At 62.2% G+C, this 24,603-nt stretch carries 22 protein-coding genes; 12 read left to right on the top strand and 10 right to left on the bottom strand.

Translation table 11 applies throughout. The features are described 5' to 3' along the window. Positions 1-24 precede the first annotated feature (24 nt). From LAC81_RS25460 to LAC81_RS25425, 8 genes are all read left to right on the top strand, one after another. Positions 25-858, top strand: coding sequence for a hypothetical protein (locus LAC81_RS25460; RefSeq protein ID WP_223729915.1), 834 nt, complete (start codon positions 25-27; stop codon positions 856-858). 31 nt (positions 859-889) lie between these two features. Next, positions 890-3,124, top strand: a complete 2,235-nt coding sequence (locus LAC81_RS25455; RefSeq protein ID WP_223729914.1) for an integrase catalytic domain-containing protein — start codon at positions 890-892, stop codon at positions 3,122-3,124. 1 nt (position 3,125) lies between these two features. After that, on the top strand, positions 3,126-4,118 hold the full coding sequence (locus LAC81_RS25450; RefSeq protein ID WP_223729913.1) for an ATP-binding protein: 993 nt from the start codon (positions 3,126-3,128) through the stop codon (positions 4,116-4,118). Then, on the top strand, positions 4,115-5,965 hold the full coding sequence (locus tag LAC81_RS25445; protein WP_223729912.1) for a TniQ family protein: 1,851 nt from the start codon (positions 4,115-4,117) through the stop codon (positions 5,963-5,965). Before LAC81_RS25450 ends, LAC81_RS25445 begins: the two co-directional genes overlap by 4 nt. A gap of 223 nt (positions 5,966-6,188) precedes the next feature. Then, on the top strand, positions 6,189-7,097 hold the full coding sequence (locus LAC81_RS25440) for an SDR family oxidoreductase (protein WP_223729911.1): 909 nt from the start codon (positions 6,189-6,191) through the stop codon (positions 7,095-7,097). A 131-nt stretch (positions 7,098-7,228) separates the two neighbouring features. After that, positions 7,229-7,483, top strand: coding sequence for a hypothetical protein (locus tag LAC81_RS25435; RefSeq protein WP_113538348.1), 255 nt, complete (start codon positions 7,229-7,231; stop codon positions 7,481-7,483). 333 nt (positions 7,484-7,816) lie between these two features. Beyond that, positions 7,817-8,806 (top strand): L,D-transpeptidase family protein, encoded by a 990-nt coding sequence (locus LAC81_RS25430; RefSeq protein ID WP_223730319.1) that lies wholly within the window; start codon positions 7,817-7,819, stop codon positions 8,804-8,806. Between the two features lie 83 nt (positions 8,807-8,889). Next, positions 8,890-9,711, top strand: a complete 822-nt coding sequence (locus LAC81_RS25425) for a L,D-transpeptidase family protein (RefSeq protein WP_223729910.1) — start codon at positions 8,890-8,892, stop codon at positions 9,709-9,711. A 48-nt stretch (positions 9,712-9,759) separates the two neighbouring features. Here LAC81_RS25425 and LAC81_RS25420 read toward each other — a convergent pair whose 3' ends face one another. After that, positions 9,760-10,476 (bottom strand): L,D-transpeptidase, encoded by a 717-nt coding sequence (locus LAC81_RS25420; RefSeq protein WP_223729909.1) that lies wholly within the window; start codon positions 10,474-10,476, stop codon positions 9,760-9,762. Positions 10,477-10,660: 184 nt separating this feature from the next. Further along, entirely contained in the window at positions 10,661-11,419 is a 759-nt protein-coding gene (locus LAC81_RS25415; RefSeq protein ID WP_223729908.1) for a L,D-transpeptidase, read from the bottom strand. Positions 11,420-11,534: 115 nt separating this feature from the next. Here LAC81_RS25415 and LAC81_RS25410 point away from each other — a divergent pair, with 115 nt between their 5' ends. Continuing rightward, a complete protein-coding gene (locus LAC81_RS25410; protein ID WP_223729907.1) occupies positions 11,535-12,197 on the top strand; it encodes a response regulator transcription factor in 663 nt (220 codons plus the stop codon). Further along, entirely contained in the window at positions 12,197-13,567 is a 1,371-nt protein-coding gene (locus tag LAC81_RS25405) for an ATP-binding protein (RefSeq protein ID WP_223729906.1), read from the top strand. Before LAC81_RS25410 ends, LAC81_RS25405 begins: the two co-directional genes overlap by 1 nt. 49 nt (positions 13,568-13,616) lie before the next feature. Here the strand turns inward: LAC81_RS25405 and LAC81_RS25400 are convergent, their stop codons facing one another. The 7 genes from LAC81_RS25400 to LAC81_RS25370 form a co-directional block, all read right to left on the bottom strand. Further along, positions 13,617-15,287 (bottom strand): ABC transporter ATP-binding protein, encoded by a 1,671-nt coding sequence (locus LAC81_RS25400; protein ID WP_223729905.1) that lies wholly within the window; start codon positions 15,285-15,287, stop codon positions 13,617-13,619. Then, positions 15,284-16,228, bottom strand: coding sequence for an acetamidase/formamidase family protein (locus LAC81_RS25395; RefSeq protein WP_223729904.1), 945 nt, complete (start codon positions 16,226-16,228; stop codon positions 15,284-15,286). The genes LAC81_RS25400 and LAC81_RS25395 overlap by 4 nt, the downstream gene beginning before the upstream one ends. 60 nt (positions 16,229-16,288) lie before the next feature. Further along, complete coding sequence (locus LAC81_RS25390; RefSeq protein ID WP_223729903.1) at positions 16,289-17,908, bottom strand: ABC transporter substrate-binding protein; 1,620 nt, start codon at positions 17,906-17,908, stop codon at positions 16,289-16,291. Positions 17,909-17,996: 88 nt separating this feature from the next. Then, positions 17,997-18,917, bottom strand: a complete 921-nt coding sequence (locus LAC81_RS25385) for an ABC transporter permease (RefSeq protein ID WP_223729902.1) — start codon at positions 18,915-18,917, stop codon at positions 17,997-17,999. Position 18,918: 1 nt separating this feature from the next. Then, positions 18,919-19,767: an ABC transporter permease gene (locus LAC81_RS25380; RefSeq protein ID WP_223729901.1), complete on the bottom strand. Its 849-nt coding sequence runs from the start codon at positions 19,765-19,767 to the stop codon at positions 18,919-18,921. Beyond that, positions 19,767-20,348, bottom strand: a complete 582-nt coding sequence (locus LAC81_RS25375) for an ANTAR domain-containing response regulator (protein ID WP_113538339.1) — start codon at positions 20,346-20,348, stop codon at positions 19,767-19,769. The genes LAC81_RS25380 and LAC81_RS25375 overlap by 1 nt, the downstream gene beginning before the upstream one ends. Next, positions 20,345-21,481: a transporter substrate-binding protein gene (locus LAC81_RS25370; RefSeq protein WP_223729900.1), complete on the bottom strand. Its 1,137-nt coding sequence runs from the start codon at positions 21,479-21,481 to the stop codon at positions 20,345-20,347. The genes LAC81_RS25375 and LAC81_RS25370 overlap by 4 nt, the downstream gene beginning before the upstream one ends. Before the next feature lie 364 nt (positions 21,482-21,845). On the opposite strand from LAC81_RS25370, the gene LAC81_RS25365 reads away from it, so the two are divergent. After that, on the top strand, positions 21,846-22,280 hold the full coding sequence (locus LAC81_RS25365) for a GFA family protein (protein WP_223729899.1): 435 nt from the start codon (positions 21,846-21,848) through the stop codon (positions 22,278-22,280). Between the two features lies 1 nt (position 22,281). Here LAC81_RS25365 and LAC81_RS25360 read toward each other — a convergent pair whose 3' ends face one another. Next, positions 22,282-23,958, bottom strand: coding sequence for a SulP family inorganic anion transporter (locus LAC81_RS25360; protein WP_223729898.1), 1,677 nt, complete (start codon positions 23,956-23,958; stop codon positions 22,282-22,284). A 302-nt stretch (positions 23,959-24,260) separates the two neighbouring features. Between LAC81_RS25360 and LAC81_RS25355 the strand changes: the two genes are divergently transcribed. Beyond that, a complete protein-coding gene (locus LAC81_RS25355) occupies positions 24,261-24,578 on the top strand; it encodes a potassium channel family protein (RefSeq protein WP_113538335.1) in 318 nt (105 codons plus the stop codon). Positions 24,579-24,603: the final 25 nt, after the last annotated feature.

Genomic DNA, 24,603 nt, shown 5'->3' with positions numbered 1-24,603 from the left:
TTTGCCAATTTTCGGAGCGATACCGTGCTTCACACTCACAAGATTGCGAAACATCTCTATCTGAAACGCGCTGGCATGCAGGAGTTGTCCTTTCCTGCGGGTTCACTGACGCTGAACGACCTTCATCGTGCACCTTCTGGATCCATCAACTACCGTGGGGCCGACACCGACAGGGCGGAACGCTCGACCACGGTTTGGCGTGAACCGGATCACGGTCTCGCCGTTCGTACTCCTGCGCTGAAGCAGGCGAAAACCGCTCGTGGCCACGTATTTCATGGTGACACTGTTATCTACCATGAGAGCGAGCTTGAGCATCGGGTAAGCCTGGTGCTGAAAACCTACCGGGGCCTTGCACGGCTCATCTCCCAATACCCGAAGGTGGAATATGTCGATGATGATGGAACCGCCCGTCATCACACCTTCGACTACTTCGCCGAATGGACGGACGGAACGCGTATTGCCATTGCGGTGAAGTATGAGCCCAAACGCGAAGAGATGCTCCAACTCCTGGATCGCATCTGCGCAAACGGCATCACGGGGGTCGACAAGTACGGAGCGGCTACTCCTGGCGTAGCCGATGCCGTCGCATTGGTAACCGATGCGCAGGCCACGTACGAGGCGTTCGAAAACGCCTTCTTCCTCCTGTCGTCCCGCGATCATCACGACGATGCGGAGTGCGCCGTCCTCCACAACATCTTGCTGAAAATGCCCGACACCTTCCGCTTTGGTCAGTTGCTGTTGGGCTGCTGGCCCCGAGCGAAGCGCCGGACTGCTATCTGGCGTCTGATTGATCGCGGCGTTCTCCAACCTGTCTCACGCGGGCGGATTGACGAGCTGACCTGGCTGCGTCGCGCCTGATCCGACCCCAAAAAATCTAGGAGAGCATCTTATGATGGACTTCCAGCCTGTACCTTCCCGCCAATTCCATCACTCGCTCGTCGCGATGAACCACAACGATCGCTACGAGTGCACGCAACGCAACGAGTGCTTCATCCCAACCAAACGCGACGATCTCGGCTGGATGATGCAAGCCGAGAACAACGCCGAGCGCAAAATCTTCCTCACCCATCAGGAGATCTACTCGGCGCTCGATAACAAGAAAGCGGTTCTTGCGTACGGTTACAACAGCGTCGCTCAGCAAGGCATCCGAGCGGTTTTTGGAGACGACAATTTCGAAGATCGTCCGCCCAAGCATCAGACCACTGCTCTGTGGCGGGAGCAATACGTGCTGCGCTTCATGGCTGACTGTGAAGAGCTCGGAAAGCGTATCCCCTTCACTGAGGCAACCCTGCAACCTTACCTCAAAAAGTACCGCAAGCAGATCGTTGATGAAGCTGTCGAACTGGAAGACAATGCCGATGACGCGCGCATGCGTGGACGCGCAGACCAATCCGCAAAGCTGACTGTGTTCAAGCGCCCCAGTGCGAAGACGTTCAAGCGTTGGTACGACCTGTATATTGGCAGCGACATGGACGTGATGTCGCTCCTTCCGCGTCATCATGGGCCGGGTCCAAAGCTGTACAGCTACAAGCCAGCCTCGATCGCCTTCGCGCACAAAATGGCTACCGGCTACCTGGATCGTACCCGCCCAACCAAGGCCGCTACCTACCGTTCGTACATTGCGGCTAGGCAGGCCCACAACGAGACGCTTCCAGCGTCCCGACGCGTCGACAAGGTTTCGCGCAAAAAGTTCGAGGCAATGATTGCCAAGTTCGATGCTTTCCACGTCATGGCGGCTCGTTTCGGAGAGAAACTCGCGATCCGCAAGTTCATGAACATCCGCCGTAGCTTCAACGTTGTCGCACCGGGCCAGCGCATCGAGATGGACTTCTTCAACGTTGATCTGATGTCTCTGTTGGTCGAGACCGGCATCTGGAATGTCTTGCAGCAGGAGGTTCAGGAGAAAATCCCACGTGTCCGTATCTACTTCGGTGGAGCTATCGATGTGGCCACACGTCAATTGCTTGCCCTCAAGGCGAGCTTGAACCCCAACGGTGCGTCAGCCGTCGCGACCATCCGTATGATCATGACGGATAAGCGCCATATCTCGGACTATGTGGGCGCACAAACTCCGTGGATTGCTAAAATTCGACCCCGGTTCATCAGCCACGACAATGGCACGGAGTTCATCTCGAATAAGACCCAAGATGTACTGCGCCGGGCAAGGATTGAGGCTACACGCCCGCCCGCCGGACAGCCCGCGTGCCGTCCGTTCATCGAGAAGCTGTTTCACACGATCGGCATTCTGATCGCGCCGTATTTTGACGGACTGACCTTCCATAACGTTGTGGCCAAGGGCGACTACGATCCCCAGAAGCATGCCTCGCTGTTGGTCGAGGAGCTTATCAAGGTCTTCATCTTCGCAATCTGCGACATCTATCACAACAAGCCTCACGCGGGCCTCGGCGGCAACACGCCCCACAATGCATGGGTCGAAGCTTGCAAGGAGTATGAGATCGACTACCCGCCTGGCCCGACTGAAATGTTGCAGATCTTTGGCCACAAGACCGAGCGCCGTATCACGCCTTATGGGGTCACTTTCATGGGTATCACCTTCAACGACCCAGAGCTCCAGCGGATGTTCACCAAGCACGGCGAGATCGACATTCCGATCAAGTTCGATCCGGAGTGTGTAGGACACGTTGCTTTCAAATCGGACAAGGGATGGCATGTCGCCCGCAACACGGTCGGCATCGACGACAGCGTCACGCTTGCTGAGTGGCTTGCCGCCCGTAACGAATTGCGGGCGCACTACGCCACCGCGGCGGAACAGGGCCTGAAGGTAATGAACGAAGCGATCAACCGCCTTCGCGCAAACGGCGAAGCCGCGACCCTTCGTGCCGGTCTGTCCCCGCGCATTCCAACTGCCCCCGACTTCCTGAAATGGGAAGCCGAGGTCTTTGGGTCTTGGAAGGTGACGAAATCCGAAGACACAGTACCCCTGCTCCAAGAAGGACCGATTGCCGATGACCCCCTTCATCTCGGCCTGACGGTGGATCGCGCCGATCTCTTCGCCAAGGAAAAAATGATGAAGGGCGCAGAGGAGGTGAACGAAGACGAGGGCGACGTGTCCGATAGCGCGCGGTCCGTATCCAATTTCAATCAGTATGATGAGGATTACTAATATGAACAGCCAAGGTGCCGACCTCCGTGGCCTCCGTGTGCGCGAGAATCAGCGTTACGTTTCTTCTAATCGCAGCGACAGCCTTCGCACCCGTATCGAGGAGTTCTGGGAACACGCCCAGGATTGCTTGGCGGGCGGTGGAAGTCGCCGTCGTCTGTTCGCCGTTATCGGTGAATCCGGGAGCGGGAAGACGACCTCCATCAACCACGTACTCAACAGCTTCGAGGCATTCAAACCCTACAGGAATGAATTCAATGAGCTCATGATGCCCTTCATCGGCTTGGAGGTTGATCGCGCGTGTACCACAAAGGATCTGGCGATCCATATCTTCCAACAACTGGGCTTGCCCGCAAACCGCGCTTCAAATGAGGACGATCTCTACAGCACGCTCAAGAAGCAACTCCGGCTGCGGGGCACCATCCTGTTGCACCTCGATGAGGCGCAGCATCTTATGAAGAGCAATTCCGAGGCCGCGGTAAGGGGACTTCAAGATCGCTTCAAGAGCTTGCTTTCGATCCCTGAATGGCCCCTGCATATGATCGTAAGCGGCGTCCCCGAGCTCGCAACTCTGTTTACGGGCGATCAACAGCTGGCAAATCGATCCTTGGTGATGCGTTTCGAAAAGTACGGCTTTCCCGCGGACCAGGTCGCGATCGTCAAGATCCTTTCTGATATCGCGTCCGATCACTGCGGCTTGAAACTTGCCCCAGAGCTCCTGACGGATGACTTCTTGGGCCGGTTTGTACGGGCAACGGATGGCGGCGTAGGCACCATGATCGAAATGATCCGCGCGGCGTCCTACAAGGCGCTTTCGAAAAGCCACAAGCATCTCGGGCCCAAGGACTTTGAATTCGTCTATGGGCGCGTGTCAGGTAGCCTCGTTGCCGAAAACATCATGACTGCGGAGTCGTGGGTCAACCTCGAGCGAAAGAATGCCCTCATTGATCTTGTTCCGGCCGCCAAGCGTGTCCGCTCCAAAAAGGTTGAAAAATGACCCTTCCTGTGACGGTTGATTTCCACTCAGACGAAACACGCATGAGCTTGCTTTCGCGTTTGGCAATCGCGAATGGATATTCCTCGGTGCGCGAGTTCCTGGATTTTACAGATACGAACGCCCACGCTGTTCGCTCGGGCAGCCCTGAGGCTATTTCTACCCTCGCCGAGTGGTCTGGCGTCGAGCCACACGTACTGCAGTCTTACAACATCACGACCGAACGACACTCAACTTGGAGGCTGGGGGCGGCGTCGATGAGCCGGGATATGCGTATTGGGCGCAGTCATCGCTATTGCCCAAAATGCGTGCTGGGGGACATGGCAGGGGGTAGTGGTCGACCCCACACCCGACCGTATGTCCGCGTGCCCTGGATGACTCGAGCGACCCAAGGCTGCCTCGTGCATGGCTGCGAAATTGTCGAAGCGCCTGCCAGCGAGCTTGATGAGGGTGATTTCTCACGCTTCGCGGCCAACAACCTGGCAGCGATCGAAAGCCAAGCCGAGAAAGTCTTGAAGGTCGACTCCATGCAAGTCGATGCCTACGTGGCCGCGCGGATCGAAGGCGACCAGGCCAATCCCTATCTCGATAGCCTGGAGACATACGTCGCGCTCGATCTCTGCCGCAACCTTGGATACTTCGAGCAGCAGCACCGGCCAAAAGCGGAAAAATTGTTTGCCAGCTTGTCAGCCGTTGAGGCAGGGTTCGAGCAAGCCTCTCAAGGGGTACAGCAGATTGAGGCGTTCATTGCTACTACGGTCGAGCGCGTGAAGCCTCCTGCCTCGGATATGAAGCTGTTCTTCGGGAAATTGCGCCCCTGGCTACTCCGCAATTGTTCCAAGGAAGAATTTTTGCCAGTCGTTGAGCTCTTCCAGGATATCGCGGAGCGGTGCCTGCCAATCGGCCAGGACGAACTTTTCGTCCTCCCGACCCGCCGACGCCATCTGCACTCCGTGCGCTCGGCCAGCATGGAATACAAGCTGATGGAAGATCGCGTCTATCAATTGGTCCTTGAGGCTGGCCTGATCGAGCCGTCCGAGTTGGTTGGCACGCGCGTCTACTTCAACGCGGAGAAGGCACACGCGACTCTTTCCGCGGCCCTCGAAACCATGACGTCGCGCGACCTTTCGAACGCAATGGGAATTAGTATGGCGAGGACGAGCGCCATCTTGGCGGCAGGCCTCATTCCCCGGGTGGAGACGTTTAGCAGCAATCATGCGCGAACATATTCACGTATTCGCCCGAGTGACTTCGATGCCTTTCAGGCGAAACTCGATGCAACCGAAGCTTCCGCATCAGAGCGTGAAGGGTTGAAGAGCTTTACCGAAGTTGCGAGGCAGGCCCGTTGTAAGTTTGAGGAAATCATTGCTCTCGGACTGGACGGCAAACTCACATCACTTCGGCGCGTTCACACAGACAGCCTGATTAATGGTCTCGCCGTCGATCCAGCCGAGGTTCAACAGTATATTGACGCTGGGCGTCTTATTGCCGCGCGGGAGGCGGGTAAAAAGACTAGCGAGACCCCGGGGCTGATGAGTTACTTGCAAGCTAAGACGGCCCTGAGAACCCGCGACAAAACCGTGTTTAAACTTGTAGAGCTCGGATATCTCAACGTGATTGAAGGCGTGTCTCCGCTGAGACTTACCCGCCAAAACTTAATCTGCGCTCGGTCATTGGACGAGTTTAAGAAGGCGCACGTATCTCTGGCCGACTTGTCCTCGCGATGCAAAATCTTCCTTGGCAAACTGCGGAAGGACCTCGAGGATCGAGGGATCAAGCCGATCTTTGACGTCACCGGAGGCGCGACTCGATATTACCGTCTCGAGGATGTGCGCCACATCGTCGGATAGAACTTAACCTCTTCTGATGATCGAAAATGGGTCCGCCTCGCGGGCCCATTTTTTTTGCCCTGTGGGTAGCCGGTGACGAGAACGGACATAACTATCGGAGCGAACGACCCACGCCAGTTAGACAGCTCCCGTGAAACAGTAGTGAAATCAATAAGTGATAGTGCCTCCAGCGACGAATCAACGGAGCGCAATCAACATCAATTGGCCTCGAAGGAGAAAAATCATGACGCTCGAAGGAAAAGTCGCACTGGTCGCCGGCGCCACGCGCGGCGGCGGGCGCGGCATCGCCGCCGAACTCGGAGCGGCCGGCGCCACCGTCTACGTCACCGGCCGCACCACCCGGCAGCAGCAGTCCGATTACAGGCGACCCGAAACGATCGAGGAAACAGCCGAGATCGTCACCAGCCTCGGCGGCAAGGGCGTTCCCGTCCAGGTCGATCACCTGCAGCCGGCGCAGGTCGAGGCGCTTGTCGACCGCATCCGCAACGAACAGGGACGGCTCGACATCCTGGTCAACGACGTCTGGGGCGGCGAATTGCTGTTCGAATGGAACAAGCCCGTCTGGGAACACAATCTCGAAAATGGCTTGAAGTTGCTGCACCTTGGCGTCGACACCCACCTGATTACCGCCCACTACGCCCTGCCGCTGATGATCGAAAGGCCGGGCGGCCTGCTGGTCGAGGTCACCGACGGCACTGCCGAATACAATGCAGAGAACTATCGCCTGTCGCCCTTCTACGACCTTGCCAAGGTTTCAGCGAACCGCATGGCCTGGGCGCACGCCAAGGACCTGGCGCCGCATGGTGCGACCTCGGTTTCGATCACACCTGGCTGGATGCGCTCGGAGATGATGCTCGAACATTTCGAGGTCGGCGAAAACAACTGGCAGGACGCGACGAAAAACCAACCGCATTTCGTCATCTCGGAAACACCGCGCTTCGTCGGCCGCGCCATCGCAGCACTCGCGGCGGATGCGGAAAAGGCCCGCTGGAACGGTCAGTCGCTGTCGAGCGGTGGACTGGCTCAGGTCTACGGCTTCAACGACCTTGACGGCTCGCGGCCCGATTGCTGGCGCTACATGCGCGAAGTAATGGAGGCGAACAAGCCGGCCGATGCCACGGGATATCGTTAAGCCAACGCGGACACGCCGCAGCAGCGACGGGCAAACTTGAAACGGCGAGCCGCCTCCTATAGGTCGGTGTTTCGGGCAACCCCAGCGCCGCCGCCATCCGGACGCGGCAGCGCTATCAAGTGTGATTGAACATGGCATCGCGGGATCGGTATTCGAGAAAGCTGGAATGCGCGAAATGCGGAGCCGCCGGCTTTGCCGAAGCGTCGGAAAACGACAGCGCCAAGGGCGGCAACCGCGGCTTCATCATCGACGTGATGCCCAAGGGTTTCTCGACCGAGCGCACCTCTCCCGATCCTGCCAAGCACATGGTCCGCTGCCGTTGCGGCAACGTCTTTGCCTTCAAGCAGAAGACCGTCTATGCACCCGGCAGCGAACCACGGGACTGAAGAGTCCGCGCGATCAGGACGCCTTCGTTGAGAAAAAATTCACCATCTTGTCTCAACATCGACCCAATCAGCGGGCAGCTATGACGGCGCGCGTTCAAGTATTGTTGATCGCCAGCGCCCAGGACAAAGGCTTGCCGCCAGGGCTGCCACCGCTTAATCGCTGAACTTGAAGCCGACCCGCCCTGCGTCGAACGCGAGCCGTCGGCAACCGCGCCGAACGCAGGACGCTTGGCGGCGGCAGCATAGCCAGGAGCCCGCATGCGGCGCGAGACGATACAGAGCACCTCTTCCGAAACGCCCTATGCTGGCAAATTCTTCACGCAAGTCCGTCGGATGCGGCATGCGTTGGTGATCGGAGCGATGACGCTTGCGCTTTCCGGCTGCATGGCGCTCGATGCCGACGACGTGCGCGAACCGCCGCCGATCCCGTCCAAGCTGATCGCTGCCATGGCAAAGAACGGCAGCAAGCCGGAAAGCCCGGTGCTGGTGCGCATCTTCAAGCAGGAAAGCGAACTCGAGATCTGGAAACAGAACAGCCGAGGCCAATACGCGCTGCTGAAGAGCTACCCGATGTGCCGCTGGTCCGGAAAGCTCGGCCCGAAGACGAAGGTGGGTGACCGCCAGGCGCCGGAAGGCTTCTACCATGTCTCCGCCGGCATGCTGAACCCGAAGTCGCAGTACTTCCTGTCTTTCAATCTCGGCTATCCGAACCGGTTGGAATCGGCCCTCGGCTACACCGGTGAAGCGTTGATGGTGCACGGCGCCTGCTCGTCGTCCGGCTGCTACGCCCTGACCGACCAGGGCGTCGGCGAGATCTATGCCGTCGTCCAGCGGGCGCTCGCCGGCGGCCAGGGCACCTTCCAGGTGCAGGCCTATCCCTTCCGCATGACGGCCGAAAACATGGCCAAGCACCGCGGCGACCCGAACTTCGATTTCTGGAAGAACATCAAGCAGGGCTACGACATCTTCGAAGCGACGAAGCGTCAGCCGAAGGTTTCGGCCTGCGGTCGTCGCTATGTGTTCAACACCGATTTCGCCGATGGCGAACCGTCCGATCCGCTCGCCGCCTGCCCGGCGGTGACGGCAACGCCCGACGCCGGGCTTGTTGCGAAGCTGCAGTCGGAAGACACAAAGCTCGCCGATCTGATGGCAAACCAGACGCCGGCGCCGCTCAACGCCTATGTCGACGGCGGCATGCATCCGAGCTTCCGGGCGCTACTTGAGAAAAACGGCGCAGAAAAGCTGGCCGCCAAGATCTCGGGAACTAAGTATCCTATTAGCCGACCCGAAGCGGCGCTGGCGGATCCCTACGCCGGCCTCTGATCGTTCGTCGGCTGGCGACGCAAAATTGACCTAATAGGCCGGTTGCATCGCCAGGAGCGAACAAGAGGACGATCGAGGGTTCCATGCCTGAAAGAGAGATCCGCCGCCGCACATTCCTGCAACTCTCCGCGGGGCTCGCGGCTGTCGGTCTAGCCGGCTGCGCTTCGACGCGGCCGATGGTGACGCGCTCCTACGCGCCGGAACCTGTCCCCGACACGAACGCGTTCCTTGCGGACATGTATGGCGAGAAGCCGAACGAAACCTATCCGCTGCCGGCCATCCCCTACGAGAAGATCGATCCGCGCTTCTATCGCCAGATGGTCGCCGACCCGACGGGCGAGAAGCCGGGAACGCTGGTCGTCGACGTCGGCAGCCATTTTCTCTACCGGGTCTATGAAGGCGGCCAGGCGATGCGATACGGCGTCGGTCTCGGGCGCGCCGGTTTCGCCTGGGCAGGTCGCGGCGTCATCCAGTACAAGCGCGAATGGCCGCGCTGGAAACCACCGAACGAGATGGTGGCGCGCCAGCCTGAGCTGCAGCAATTCAGCATCGAGGCGGGCGGCATGGATCCCGGCCTCAAGAACCCCCTCGGCGCCCGCGCCATGTACATTTTCCAGAATGGCGAGGATACGCTCTATCGCATCCACGGCTCGCCGGAATGGTGGACGATCGGCAAGTCCGTGTCGTCCGGTTGCGTGCGCATGATCAACCAGGATGTAGTCGATCTCTACAATCGCGTGCCGAACGGCACGCCGATCGTCGTCGCCGACCTTTCGGGCGGCGGCATGGTAGAGTCGCAGCCGGTGCCGGGAGCACAACCACTTCCGGACTCGCAGCCGTTGCCGCAGTCACCAAACTATATGCAGATGGGCCCGGACGGACTGCCGCTGCCTCAGCCGCTCTGAAGCAATCCGTCCCGGCAACCCTAGAAGATCACGCCGAAGCGCGGCACGTCACAGAACGAGCAGCGGCGTTTTGCCCCTGACGCGATCATAGAGATCGATCGCGTCCTGCTGCAACATGCGCACGCAGCCGGCCGATGCGTTCTTGCCGATCGAGCGCCACTGCGGCGAGCCGTGGATGCGGTAGAGCGTGTCCTGGCCGTCCTGGAAGATGTACATGGCGCGCGCGCCGAGCGGATTGTCGAGACCCGGATCCATGCCGCCGGCATCGATGCCGTATTTCTTGAGGTGCGGCTGGCGCGCGACCATATCGTCCGGCACCGTCCAGCGCGGCCACTTGCGCTTCCAATGTACGACAGCGCGTCCCTTCCAGGCGCGACCCGCCGCACCGAGACCCACGCCGTAGCGAATGGCGCGACCACCCGGCAACACATAGTAGAGGAACATCGTCTGGGTATCGACGACGATCGAATAGGGCGGCTCGTTGGTGGCATAGGCCACTTCCTGGCGCAGGAACTGCGGCTTGATCTCCGTGTACTGGATGCCCGGAACGTCGTAGCCTTCATCCTTCACCGGAGCGTAGACCCTTGCATAATCGAAGGTCTTCGTCGGCACGCCCGCCGCATCGGCCGCCTTTTCCGGAGAGCCGCCGTCGCCCGTGATCGGCTCGATCAGCTTCGGCTTCGGTTCCGGTTTGGGGATCTGCGTACAAGCGCTCAAAACAGAGCTGGCGATCACCGCGAGCAGCGAGCGGCGGGACAAATTCATCGACACTTTATTCTATTCCAGGGTTGGAGATTTCGGTTGGGAGGTCCGAGGGGAGGCCCAAGGCTGTTGGGCCGAACCGTGACCGAAATGTGGTGAAAATCTTTCTTTGGCGTGGATCGCTTGCGCGAGGCGGTACTCGTTTTCGAAGTGTTGCAGAATTCCCGCGCTCGCTCCCTGCCCTCACCTAACCGATCGCCATGTCGCCCTTGGTCGGATCCGGAATGACGACGATGGTGCTGCCGTCGCGGACCTGATCATGGAGGTAGACGACATCCTGGTTGAGCAGGCGAATGCAGCCCGACGACACCGCCTTGCCGATCGAATGCGCCTCTGGACTGCCGTGAATGCGGTAGAGCGTGTCCTTGCCGTCCTTGTGAATGTACAGCGCTCGCGCCCCGAGCGGGTTCTTGAGGCCCGGCGGCATGCCGCCATTGGCGATGCTGTAGGGAGCAAGCTTCGGCTGGCGTGCAACCATCTCGTCCGGCGGTGTCCAGCGCGGCCATTTGCGCTTGTAGGCGACGATCGCCCGGCCGGACCAGGCAAAACCCTCGCGGCCGACGCCGATGCCGTAGCGCATCGCCCGCCCACCGGGTAGCACGTGATAGAGGTATTTCGCCGGCGTATCGACGATCAGCGTGCCGGGCCGTTCGCTGCTCGGATAGTCCACTTCCTGCCGCCAGAACTTCGGATCGACCTCTGCGATCTTGACCTCGGGAATCGGAAACTGCTCATCCGGCATCGCGTAGTACATCGGCGGCACGGGCGACCCGGCCGCGGCGCGGACGGGTGCAACCGCTGCCGGCGTCACCGTCGGCGCCGGACGCGTGGTCGCGCAGCCGGTGACGAACAGCGAAGCCGCACCGACGAAAAGGCTGCGGCGGGTGAGCGTGATGCCGGTCTTGTGATCGGACGTGGGTGAAGAGGGCTCGTTTGGTTCGGTCATATCGGGCATTCAACGATTCGATTGTTGCAATGCCGCTTCAGAGGGAAGTCCTACCTTAAGGCCGCCTTAAGGGAGCGAGCCAAGAGTTCCGCTCTCGGAAATGTGAGGAATAACAATGCGAGTCCTGATCGTCGAAGACGACGATATCCTCAGAGACGGCCTGAAGGTCGGCTTGGCGCTGGCCGGCTTCACCACCGATGCCGTCGGCACCTGCGACGCGGCGACGACGGCGCTGGCCGCCAACAGCTTCGACGCGATCGTGCTCGACCTGATGCTGCCCGACGGGTCGGGCCTGGATGTCCTGAAAGACCTGCGCTCGAGCCAGAACGATACCCCCGTTCTCCTGCTCACAGCCCGCGATACGGTTCGCGATCGCGTGGCCGGCCTCGATACCGGCGCCGATGACTATCTCGGCAAACCCTTCGACCTCGACGAGGTCGCAGCAAGGCTCAGGGCGCTGGCGCGGCGATCCACTGGCCGCGCGACCGCTGCGCTCGAATGGGCTGGCTTGCGGCTCGATCCCGCCCGGCGATCGGTGGAGCGGGCCGGCAAGCCGGTGCAGCTTTCGCGTCGCGAATATTCGATCCTGCACACGCTGATGTCATACCCCGGCGTCATCTTCTCGAAGACCAAACTCGAAGACCGGCTTTATGGCTGGCAGGAGGAGATCGAAAGCAACGCCGTCGAGGTTCACATCCACCACCTGCGCAACAAGCTCGGGCCGGGGCTGATCGAAACCGTGAGGGGCATCGGCTACCGGCTGGGTGGGGCCAGCTGATGCGGTCACTGCGCACCCGCCTCTTCGCCATCCTCTTGCTGACGACAGGGTTGCTGTGGCTGTCGGCCACGGTGTGGATTTTCCTCAGCACGCGCGCCGAGGTCGAGCGGGTGCTCGATGCCCGGTTGATGGAAGCCGCGCGGATGGTGAATTCACTGATCGTCAGCCCCGACATCATGAAGGAAGAAGCCGACACTGATGCCAACCGTCTGGCCCAGAGCGCCATCAAGATTCCCCTGCTCGAGCACCCTCATTACGACCGCCAACTCTCCTGCCAGATCTGGTCGCTCGACGGCACCCTGATCGGCAAGTCGGACAGCGCGCCGGAAACCACGTTGGCACCGCACGCGATGGGTTTTTCGGAAACCGTCATCAATGGCGAAACCTGGCGCGTCTTCGCGGTGGAGAATGCCAGCCTCGGCGTGCGCGTCCTTGTCGGCGACAACCTGCGCATCCGCGACCGGCTGGTCAACGATCTCGTCAAGGGGCTGCTGCTGCCCGCCCTGCTGATCATTCCCCTACTCGCGGTGCTGATCTGGCTCAGCGTCGGGCGCGGGCTGGCACCGCTGCGGAAACTCGCGGGCGATCTCGCCGCGCGGGAGGCCTCCGATCTGCACGCGATCGAAGATGTGGGCACGACGCGCGAGATCAGCCCGGTTCTGAAGTCGCTGAACGGCCTCTTCGCCCGCGTTGCCGGCGCCCGCGAGCGCGAACAGAACTTCATCGCCTTTGCCGCGCACGAACTGCGCACGCCGCTTGCCGGCCTCAAGACGCAAGCACAGGTGGCGCTCGCCAGCGACGACGGCGAGATCCGCGAAAAGGCCCTCGGCCAGATCGTCGCCGGGGTCGACCGAACCGGAAAACTCGTGCGGCAATTGCTGGACATCGCCTCCGTCGAAGCCACCGAAAGCACCAAACCGGCAGGAACCTTCAATGTCGGCGATATATTGTCGGGTCTGCGGACCGAACTCGGTGGCCATCACCGGGTCGACGTCGCCATCGACGCAAGGCTATTCGATATAAAGATCGGCATGGATCCGGACCTCTTCCGATTGGCGGCACGCAACCTTCTGGAAAACGCCATCAACCATTCGCCATCAGGCGCAACGGTATCCTGCAGCGGCGAGAAGGAGGCCGGCCGCCTCGTCATCGCGATCAACGACACGGGCCCCGGCATTCCCGACGAGGAAATGCCGCACGTGACCGAGCGCTTCTTCCGCGGCCGCTTCAAGACATCGGTCGGCAGCGGCCTTGGTCTCAGCATCGTCGAGCGGGCGCTGGACCGAACCGGCGCCGAACTCGAACTGCGCAACCGCGAGAGCGGTGGCCTGTCGGCGCGCATCGTATTGCCGCAGGGCCTTGTGCAATGAACCCGCTCGGAACCTGTGGCGGCACTGGTCAAAACACCGGCAACGGTTCCTAGGCGCTTTTTCGCATCGGCGGGTCCGGCAGCGGCACGGCGGCCATCAGCGCCCGGGTATAGGCGTCCTGCGGATCCTCGAACACAGCGCGGCGCGTTCCCATCTCGACGACGCGCCCGCCGCGCATGACGGCGACATGGTGCGACATCCGCTCGATCACAGCCATGTCGTGCGAGACGAAGAGATAGGCAAGGCCCATCGTCTCCTGCAGTTCGAGCATCAGATCGAGCACGCGTGCCCGAACCGAAACGTCGAGCGCGGCAACGCTTTCATCGGCAACGATCAGCTTCGGATTGACCGCCAGGGCGCGGGCGATGCAGATGCGCTGCCGCTGCCCACCGGAGAACTCGTGCGGATAACGGCTGGCGGCATCAGGCCCAAGGCCGACACGACGCAGCAGTTCGGCGACGCGATCCGCCCGCTCACTGCGATTGCCGATGCCATGGATGAGCAACGGCTCGCCGACCGCCGCTCCAACGGCCATGCGCGGATCGAGCGAGGCATACGGATCCTGGAAGATCATCTGCGCGGACCGGCGCACCGGCCGCATCTGCCGTTGCGACAGCGCGCCGATCTGGTGGCCGTCGATCGCCACATCCCCTTCGAAAGGAATGAGGCCGAGCACCGCCTTGCCGGTGGTCGACTTGCCCGAGCCGCTTTCACCGACGAGGCCCAGCGTTTCGCCAGGGAAGATGGCGAAGGAAACGTCGCTGACGGCGGCGGCCAGCTTCTTTCCACCCAGAAGACCGCCCGGCTTTTTCCCGTAGTGGACGGCGAGATCACGCACTGAGAGGACCGGGACGCTTGTCCGCGGGAGGGACGTCGCGGCCGTTGCAGTGATGCGCGGCGGACCATCGGTGCCGGCATGCGCCCCCAGCCTCGGAACCGCCGCCAGTAGTTCCTGCGTGTAGCGCTCAAGCGGCGACCTGAAGATCGGCAGGACGTCACCCTGCTCGACGATGCGGCCCTGCTGCATGATGACCACCCGGTCGGCCATCTGCGCGACCACGCCCATGTCGTGGGTGATGAGCACGATCGAGGCGCCGAACTCCCGCTTCAGCTCCTTCATCAGTGTCAGGATCTGCGCCTGCACGGTCACATCGAGCGCCGTGGTCGGCTCGTCGGCGATCAGCACCTTGGGGCGGCACGAGAGCGCCATCGCGATCATCACCCGCTGCCGCATGCCGCCCGAAAGCTCGTGCGGATATTGGGTCATGCGCCGCGCCGGCTCGGTGATGTGCACCGCGTCCAGCATGCGCAGGGCGACGGCGTTCGCCGTTCCCCCTTCGGAACCCTGATGTTCGCGAATGGCCTCGGTCAGCTGCTCGCCGATCGACATGACAGGATTGAGCGATGTCATCGGCTCCTGAAAGACCATCGCGATATCGCCGCCGCGCACACTGCGCATCGCGCTGTTGGAGAGCTTCGAGAGTTCGCGCCCTTCAAGCTTGATGCTGCCGGATGCGATCCGTAGCGAAGCCTTCGGCAGAAGCCCCATGACGGCAAGCGAGGTCACGGATTTTCCGGACCCGCTTTCGCCGGCAATGCAGAGTGTTTCGCCGCTCATGAGGTTGAAGCTGACGGCATCAAGGACTCTGCGCGGTCCTTGCGGCGTCAGCGCATCAACGCAGAGGTCGTCGATGCCGAGCACGGGTACTGCCGTTGTCACGAAAAGACGATCCTCGGGAAGTAGAAGGAAACGACCCAGTTCGGGGCGTCGACGATCTCGCTGATGCGGAGGTCGCCGCAGACCGAGCAGAGCAGATAGGCATCGACCGGGCTCAAGCCGTGTTCAGCGCCGAGCAGGTCGATCATGCGCATCAGGCTTTCGCGCGCGCCGGTCATCAGGTCCGGACCGATGCCGGTCGTCACTTCGTAGCCGGCAGCGTCGAGATGGCGGGTCACCGGCCCGGGGGTGGTGAACCGGGGGCTTGCGAGACGCGCATCCTTGACAAGCTCGATCGTGGCCTCGACCTCCATCTGGCTTTCGATGGCCGTGCCGCACACTTCGCCGTCGCCCTGGGCTGCGTGGGTGTCCCCTATAGAAAAGAGCGCGCCTTCCACCTCGACCGGCAGATAGAGCGTGACGCCCGATGTGAGGTCGCGAATGTCGAGATTGCCGCCGACCCGGCGCGGCGGCACCACCGAGTGCAGGCCGGGCTCGGCCGGCACGACGCCGATCGTGCCGGCGAAGGGCTTCAACGGCACGCGGCCGCCCGGTCCATAGAGCACCGGGGCCATGGTGCCGGCATCATAGGACCACATGTGCAGCGCCGGATCGGTGAACTGATCGGCGAGCAGGCCGAAGCCCGGGATATTGGCCGTCCAGCCCACGCCCGAGGGAACGAAGCGGCGGATCGTCACTTTCAGCGCGTCGCCCGGCTTTGCCCCCTCGACATAGACCGGACCCGTCACCGGATTGATCTTCTCGAAATCGAGCGAGGCCAGCGTTTCGAGCGTCGAACCGGCGCCGAGCTGACCGCCGGAGGAATCCAGGCATTCGAAATGGATGGTCTCACCGGGCTTGGCGATCAGCGTCGGCTCGAAATCGCGGCTCCAGCCGAAGTGATGCTTGGCGCGATGGATGGTGTGTGTGCAGGCAACGCACATGAAATCTCTCCCAAACTCATGAAGAGGCTCCCCGAAGACGACCTCCGGGGAGCCCGCCGCTCATTGCTTCACGTAGATCGCGTCGTAGTTGATGACCCGGGTCGGATCGACGTAGATTTCGCCCTCGCCGCCCATGCGCGGCGACTTGGCAACGACGCGGCGCTCGTTGGTGACGGGAACCCAGGGCGCATCGGCCATGATGTCGGTGAAGATCTTGCCCCACTCCGACTGGCGCTCCGCAGCCTTCGACGGATCGGACATGGAATCGGCGGCAACCGCGCGCTTGTCGAGCGTCTCGTTGCAGTACCACGACCAGTTCCACCCACCCTGGACCGCACCGGAGCAGCCGAGGATCGGGCCATAGAAGTTCGACGGGTCCGGGAAGTCGGCGATCCAGGCCATGCCGCCAGACCAGATCATCGGCGCCTCGCCTTCCGTGCCGCCGGCGGCGATCACATTGGCCTGGGCAAGGGCGCGAACTTCCGCCTTGATGCCGATGGCGGCGAGATCCTGCTGGATCGCCTGGGCGATGCGCGGCTGCGGGTCGGTGTTGGTCGAATAGAGCACGGTCTCGAAGCCATCGGCATGACCGGCTTCGGCGAGCAGGGCCTTCGCCTTCTCGACGTCATAGGCATAGCCGGTAAACGCCTTGTCATAGCCCGGCATCAGCGGCGGCAGCGGCTGGTTGGCGGGCGTCGCGCGGCCGTTGAGGATGCGGGTGATGCGCTCCTTGTTGATCGCCATGTTGACGGCCTGGCGAACCTTCACATCGTCGAAAGGCTTCACCTTGGTGTTGAGCGTCACATAGCCGGTATGCAGCTGCTGTCCGTCGACGATGATCTCCGCGCCCTCGGGCGAGTTCTTGATTTCGAGGAACTTGGCCGGCGGAATACCGTCGCCGGCAATATCGACCTCGCCCTTCTGCAGGCGGAGCAGCGCGACCAGCGGCTCCTGGCCAACCTCGACCGTGAACTTGTCGATATGCGGCATGTCCTTGACGAAATAGTCGGGGTTGCGCTCGAAGGTCAGGCTCTGGCCGACGGTCCAGTCCTTGAGGATGAATGTGCCCGAGCCGACCGGCTTTTTGCCGAAGTCGCCGGCGGCGGCTTCGACCGCTTCCTTCGGCACGACCGATGCGAAGTTGACTGCGAGCACGTGCAGGAAGGTGGCGTCCGGGCGCGACAGGTGGAAGACGACAGTCGCATCGTCCGGCGCCTCGATGCCTTCCAGCGTCGTCGTCTTGCCGCCCGAGAGATCTTCGAAGCCCTTGATCGCGCCGAAGAAGCCGGCGCCCGGCCCCTGCGTCTTCGGATCGACCGCCCGCTCGATCGAATACTTCACGTCCGAGGCGACGATCTCGCGGCCGTTGGTGAATTTCACGCCCTTGCGCAGCTTGAACGTATAGGTCAGGCCATCCGGCGCAACCTCGAAGGTCTCGGCGAGCGACGGCACCAGCTCGGTGGTACCCGGCGTGTAGTCCATCAGGCGCGAGAACAGGCTCTTGATCATCGACCAGTTGACCCAGTCGTAGCCGATGGCGGGATCGAGCGTGGCGATATCGTCCTTGTAGGTGATGACGATGTCGCCGCCCTGTTTCGGCGCGTCCTGCGCCAGGGCCGAGAACGGTGCTGCGACCAGTGCCGCAGCGACGGTTGAAGTTCGAAGCCAGCTTTTGAACATTGTTGTTCCCCTTTTTGGTTGCTGTACGAGTTGGCGGTCCTTCGCCAGGAAATGCAAAAAACAAAGAGATAGAGTGTTGGCAGGACTCCTAGCGGGCGCGAATGCGCGGATCGATGAGCGGGGCAATGAGGTCGGCAAGGAGGTTGCCAAGCACGATCGCCAGTGCCGAAACGAGCGTCACCCCCATGATGATCGGAATGTCGACCTGCTGGATCGCCTGCCAGGCGAGCTGGCCGATACCCGGCCAGCCATAGACTGCCTCGACGACCACCACGCCGCTCATGAACTGGCCGATATCGATGCCGATCATGGCGATGATGGGCAGAAGCGCGTTCGGCAGCGCGTGGCGAAAGATGATGCGGAACGAGGACAGGCCCTTGGCGCGCGCGGTGCGCACATAGTCCTGGTTCAAGACGTCGATCATCGCCGAGCGCACCATGCGCGCATACCAGCCGGCACCGAGGATGCCGAGCGTCAGGGCCGGCAGGACCACATGGGCGAAAGTGCCGAAGCCGCTCATCGGGAACCAGGCGAGTGTAACCGCGAAGACATAGAGCAGCAGCAGCGCAGCGACGAACTGCGGCGCCGAGACGCCGACGAAGGACGCCATCATGACGAGCCGATCGACAAAACCGCCGCGCCGGATTGCCGCGACGACGCCGAGAAATACGCCGAGCAGGACTTCGACGAAAATGCCGGCCGCCATCAGGATCAGCGTTGCCGGCAGGCGCGCCGCGATCAGCGTGCCGACATCGGTCTTCTGCGCATAGGAGCGGCCGAGGTCCCCTTGCACGATGCCCTGGAGGTAGCTCCAGAACTGAACGAGCAGCGGCTGGTCGAGCCCGAGTTCGCGGCGGATATTGGCGACCGTCTGCGCCGTTGCGCTGCGCCCGGCGATCATGCGGGCGGGATCGGCCGGGAGCGCATAGAGCAGCAGGAAGGTGATGGCGGCGACGCCGAGCAGGATGAGCGCGGTCTGCACGAGACGGCGCAGCAGAAGGAACGCCACCTCACCCCCTCCCGCGTTGCGTCGGGTCGAGAATATCGCGCAGCGCATCGCCGACCAGATTGAAGGAGAGCGCGGTCAAGAGGATGACGGCGCCGGGAATGAACACCAGCCAGGGAGCCGCCTGGAAATAGCTCTGGCTCTCGAAGATGATGTTGCCCCAGGAGGGCGTCGGCGGCTGGACGCCGATGCCGAGGAAGGAAAGCGTCGCTTCGAGCAGCACCGTCGTCGCGATGCCGAGCGTGCCCCAGACGATCGCCGTCGGCACCAGGTGCGGCAGGATGTGGTGAAAGAGGATGCGCCCATGCCCGGCGCCGAGCGAACGCTCGGCGAGAATGAAGTCGCGTTCGACCAAGCCACGGGTTTCCGTATAGACGATGCGAGCGACCTGGACCCAGTTGACCAACGCAATCACCATGGCGACGATCCAGAGGCTCGGGCGAAGCAGTGCCGCAAGCACGATGGCGAGCAGCAGCGCCGGGAAGGCCATCATCAGATCGGTGAAGCGCATGAGCGCGTTACCGACCAGCCCGCGCATGTAGCCCGAGAGAATGCCGATCATAAGCCCGATCGAGACGGCCACACCATTGGCGACAAGGCCGATGACGAGCGAGGTTCGGGCGCCATAGAGCAGCCGCGAAAAGAGGTCGCGGCCGAGCGTATCGGTGCCGAGCAGGAACTGCGCACTTGGCGGCAGCGGCGCGCCTTCCAGTGTCAGCCCGTCGAACATCTGCTCGTCCGGGCTATAGGGCGCAATCAGCGGTGCGGCCACCGCGAGCAGAACGACCAGCGCGACGACGACGAGACCGAACAGCGCCGCCGGCTGCCTGAACATGGCTTTCAGAACCTGCATCAACCGGCCTCCGGCAGAGGCTCGGCACCGCCGAGAATGGAGCCGGCGATCTGCTCCATCGACAGGCGCTTCTTCATCGCGCAATTGCGCAGGATGCCGTAGGCCCGCTCCTCGTCGACATGGCAGGCCTGACCGATCTTCTGTACGGCGGCGTGAACGAGCGGGCGCATGCGCACGCGTTCTTCAAGATGCGCGAGCTTGTCGGCGACGGCGCGGCGCTCCTCGTGGATCCCAACCGCCAACACCAGGGCCGGGTAAACTGCCGAGGACGCGACGGGCTTGGCGATGATTGCCGCAACTCCCTGCCCCATGGCCCAGGCGACCCGCCCCGGTGCTTCCGAGCCAAGCAGGGCAATCAACGGCCGCGGCGCCTGTTCGTCCTTCCACGGCAGGAGCCCACTCCAGCCCTGATCCGCATCGACCAGGATGATGTCGGGCAGGTCTCGCGCATCGAGCGGCTGCCACTGTACAGTGACGTCGAAGCCGAAGAGCCGAAGTTGCCGCACGAGACGCTCGGTCGTCTGATCTTCGCGGTGCAGGATCGCCGCACGCCAGCCGGTGAAATTCGGTGTTTCCCTCATGACACGATCCGCAATTGGGGCACCTTGCGCTTGCGCTGGCCGGTCAGATAGGGGTCGGCGGCAATCGACGGCAGCGACGTGACGATGTCGAAGCCCCCGTCGTCGCTGATGCGACCGAGATGGAAAGGCAAGGCCGCATGGTGGGTCTGCGGATCGATCCTGAGCGGGCCGAGCACGCTCTGATGCGGCGCTGCTGAAACGAGCTGCGTGATCGTCGCGGGGTCGTCGGCACCGGCCTCGATGATCGCCTCAGCGCAGAGCTTGACGGAGGCGTAGGCGCTGGCAAACAGGCTGGAGATGCGCCGCCCGGGTCCAAAGCGGCTGGCGACGCGCAGCTTGAAGGCGGCATTGTCGGGTGAGACCACCGTATCGAAATAGGAGGCGGCACAGAGTTGGCCGGTCGCAACCCCGAGGCCGATATCCGTCAACTCGCACTCCTGAAGGTCGCAGCTGACGACCGGGCAATTTTCCGGCCGGAACCCCGGGTCACGCACGGCGAGCGCCCGGATCGCCGCATGAAAGGCGTAGCTCGAAGGTCCGACGAGATTGTTGAGGATGAAGCTCGGCCGGCGCTGCTCGATTTCGGCGACGATGCGCTCGACCGCGGTCTCCTCGAGCGGCAGGTAACGCTCGCCGAGCACGGCGCCGCCGGCCTCCTCCACCAGCTCGCGCGCCAGGCGGTTCATCTCCCAGCCCCAGACATAGTTGGCGCCGATCAGATAGGGTCGGTTGCCGAAACGCGGCAGCAGATAATCGAGCAAGGGCAGCAGATGCTGGTTCGGGCAGCCGCCCGTATAGATGACGTTGTCGTTGGCCTCGAAGCCCTCATAAGGGCACATGTACCAGAGCAGGCCGTCGTGCTTTTCGACCAGCGGAATGACTTCCTTGCGGGCGAGCGAGGTGATGGTGCCGATGATGTGGCGGCATCCATGATCGCGCAGTAGCGATCTCGCACCTTCGAGATAGCGGTCGATATTGGCTTCCGGATCGATGAAGACCGGCTCGATCCGGCCGGGATGGCTCGCCGCAATCTCCTCGATCGCGAGTTCCGCGCCGTCGCGACAGTCGCGGCCCATCGTCCCGTAGGGCCCGGTGGTCGAATAGAGGATGCCGATCTTTACCGCGCCGCTCATTTACCCGCCAAAAACCAAAAACCCCACGACGCCGATCCCATCGAAGATGGGGGCATCATGGGGCGAAACTGCCCGTCGACCATCGAGGTCATGTGAATGGGATTGATCTGCTCAATCTGAGAGCATGATTAAGATACGGGCAACTGGCTGCTGTCAAGCGCGTTTCGCGCGGTTCGGTCGCGGGTTGAAACCGGGGCCATGACATAGCGCACTCGGCAACGCCGCCAAGTCTCTCCCGCCACGGCAAACTAGCTCGAAAGGAGGCGTTGACCTCAGGATCAGGAGTGACACGCTCAGGCATGGTTCACATCGGCCATTCGCGAGAGCCCGGTCTCCGGATGGCGCGAACCGAAAGGAGAAAGTCATGGCAGCGAACGGCAGCTTCAACGGAAAGTGCTTCTGCGGCGCAGTAGAGATCGAAGTGAGCGGTGACCCGGCCGCCATGGGCTTCTGTCACTGCAACTCGTGTCGGACATGGTCGGCGGGTCCAGTCAATGCCTTCACGCTCTGGCCACCGGAGAAGGTTCGGATCGTCAAGGGCGCAGACAAACTCGTCGGCTATCAGAAGACCGCGACCAGCGTGCGGAAATGGTGCAAGGCTTGCGGCGGTCACCTCATGACCGAACATCCGCTCTGGGGCGTGACCGACGTCTTTGCGGCGGTCATTCCAGCGCTGCCGTTCAAACCCGCGCTCCACGTCAACTATCAGGAGACGGTGCTGCCGATGAAGGACGGCCTGCCAAAGTATCGCGACTTCCCGCCGGCATTCGGCGGGACGGGAGAGATGATGGCGGAATAGGTCAGGCCGCCGCCGGAGCAGCGCTCGTCAGGTAGTGCTGGAGAGCTGTGCGGGTGTTGACGAACAGGCGATCGGGGCCGAGCTGATCGGCAAAGCCGGATGCACGCACATAGGCAAGCACGTCCGGGTTCAACTCGGCCAGCCATACGGTGACGCCCTGCGCGCTGATACGACGCTCGCCCTCCATCATCATCTGCAGTGCCGAATATTCGATGTCGAAGACCCGGCTCATGTCGAGTACGAGAACCCGTGGCTTTTGCTGAGCAACCAGCAGCTGCGCCTGGTCTGCCACCTGCTGCGCATTGGCAAAGAACAGGCGCCCCTCCGGGCGGAGGATCAGCAGCCCTTCGAAGGTCTCGTCATCAGGGTGACCCGGTGACAGCGGGCGTAGCCGATCGGTGCCGCGCTTGCGGCCGACGACATAGACCTTCGCCGAAGCCGCCTGGCGCGCGAGCCCGATGAAGGAAAGCACGATCGCAACGATAATGCCCTGCAGCGTTCCGAAGAGCAGCACCCCGAGGAAGGCCGCCAGCGCCCACTGGAACTCCATGCGCCGGACTTTGCGAACCGACCAGAAATCCGCCGGCTTGATGAGCCCGATCGAATAGACGATGACGATCGCCGCTAGGACGGCCTGCGGCAGCAAGCCGAGAAGAGGCGCCAGAACAAGCATGGTCGCCGCCGCTGCTGCCGCGGTGACCAGGGAGGCCACCTGCGAGTGGCCGCCGACGGCGCGCACGACGGCCGTTTGCGACGTGCCGCCGCCAGCACTCATGGCGCCGAAGAGCGCGCCGCCGAGATTTGCGGCACCTGTTGCCAGCAGTTCGCGGTTGGCCCGGATCGGCGGGTCGGAGGGGGCCGCGAAGGCGCGGCCGGCGGCAATGGTCTCCGTGAAACTCATCAAGGCGATGCCGAGTGCGCCGGGCAGAAGCTCTTGAGCAAGACCAAGGCTCGGAAGCGTAATCGAAGGCAGCGACTGCGGGATGAAGCCGACGGTGGAGACGCCGAGCGCCGCCAGGCCGGCGAACCAGGAAAGCGCTATGCCGGCGGCGACCGCAAGCAGCGGCGCCGGCGAATGCGGCCAAAGCCGCTCCATCGCCAGAAGCGCCACCAGTGCTGCGGCCGCAATCGCGAGTGTCAGCATCGAGGTCTCGGACAAGTGACCGACGATGCTGAGGATATCCCGGAAGAATCCTTCCTTGGTGATGTGAAGGCCGAGCAGCTTCGGCACCTGGTCGAGCACGATGACCAGGCCTATGCCGGCCTTGAAGCCGATCAGGACCGGCGAGGAAATGAAGTTGGCGACGAAGCCGAAGCGGAGAACCGAAGCCAGGATGAGGAGCCCGCCGGTCATGGCCGTCAACGTCGCGGTCGCGGTGATCAACTTGCCGGGGTCACCATCCGGCACGGCAAGGCCGAGCTGGGTTCCGGCAAGAATGGCAAGCGTCGTGGTCGACGAGACGCTCAAGACCCGAGATGTGCCAAGAAGCGCGTAGATGATCATCGGCACGAAGGCGGTGTAGAGACCGACACTGACCGGCAGGCCGGCTACCGTGGCATAGGCCATGGCCTTGGGCAGAACCACGGCGGCAGCCGTGAGACCTGCGATTACGTCCAGTCGCAAACCCGCGGTGAGACCGCGACCGTCGCTGACAAGCGAATGCTCGTTCGATGCCATCGGGACTGTCCTCTGACAGGAGCTTTCATGAAGTAATTCTAAAGCGATAGCACCGGGCCAAATCGCTTGCAAGGACACCTCGACCGGCGGCCGAACCTTGTTTTCCGTCGCACAAAGCAGGCGCTGGCAGGACGCTCGACTTGCGACTATCTTGAGACCGGTGGAGCTCGGCCGAGCGGAAATTTCGGCGGCTGCGAGCAAGCCGAGGCGATCCTTGCGGACGGTCGGTACGGCTCTCTCCTCCACCCGGCAGAAGGGAGGAATGCGTGGCGAAATCATATCGCAGGAGCCAGACCAAGAGAATGCGGCGCCTGTTTTTCTCCAATCTCTACCAGCAGCTTCAGCTGCTCTGGCCGATCTTTTCGGCGGTCCTGATCGTGATGACCGGCGTCGGCTTCATCATTGGACAAATCGAAGACTGGCGGCTCGACGAAGCGCTCTACTTTACCTTCGTCACCGGACTGACGATCGGCTATGGCGACATCACGCCCAAGCACTTGAGCGCGCGCCTACTGGCGCTGGTGATCGGCTTTTCCGGCATCGTGCTTACCGGCCTGGTCGCCGCCGTCAGCGTGCAGGCGTTGAACGCGACCAGCAAGGAAGAGCCGGACGACCGGTGAGGAGAGCGGACCGGCAAAGCGCGCC

The sequence above is a fragment of the Ensifer adhaerens genome, from assembly GCF_020035535.1.
Lineage (GTDB): Bacteria > Pseudomonadota > Alphaproteobacteria > Rhizobiales > Rhizobiaceae > Ensifer.
The sequence above is the reverse complement of the archived record's forward strand: the minus strand, read 5'-3'. Positions and strand labels throughout refer to the sequence as shown.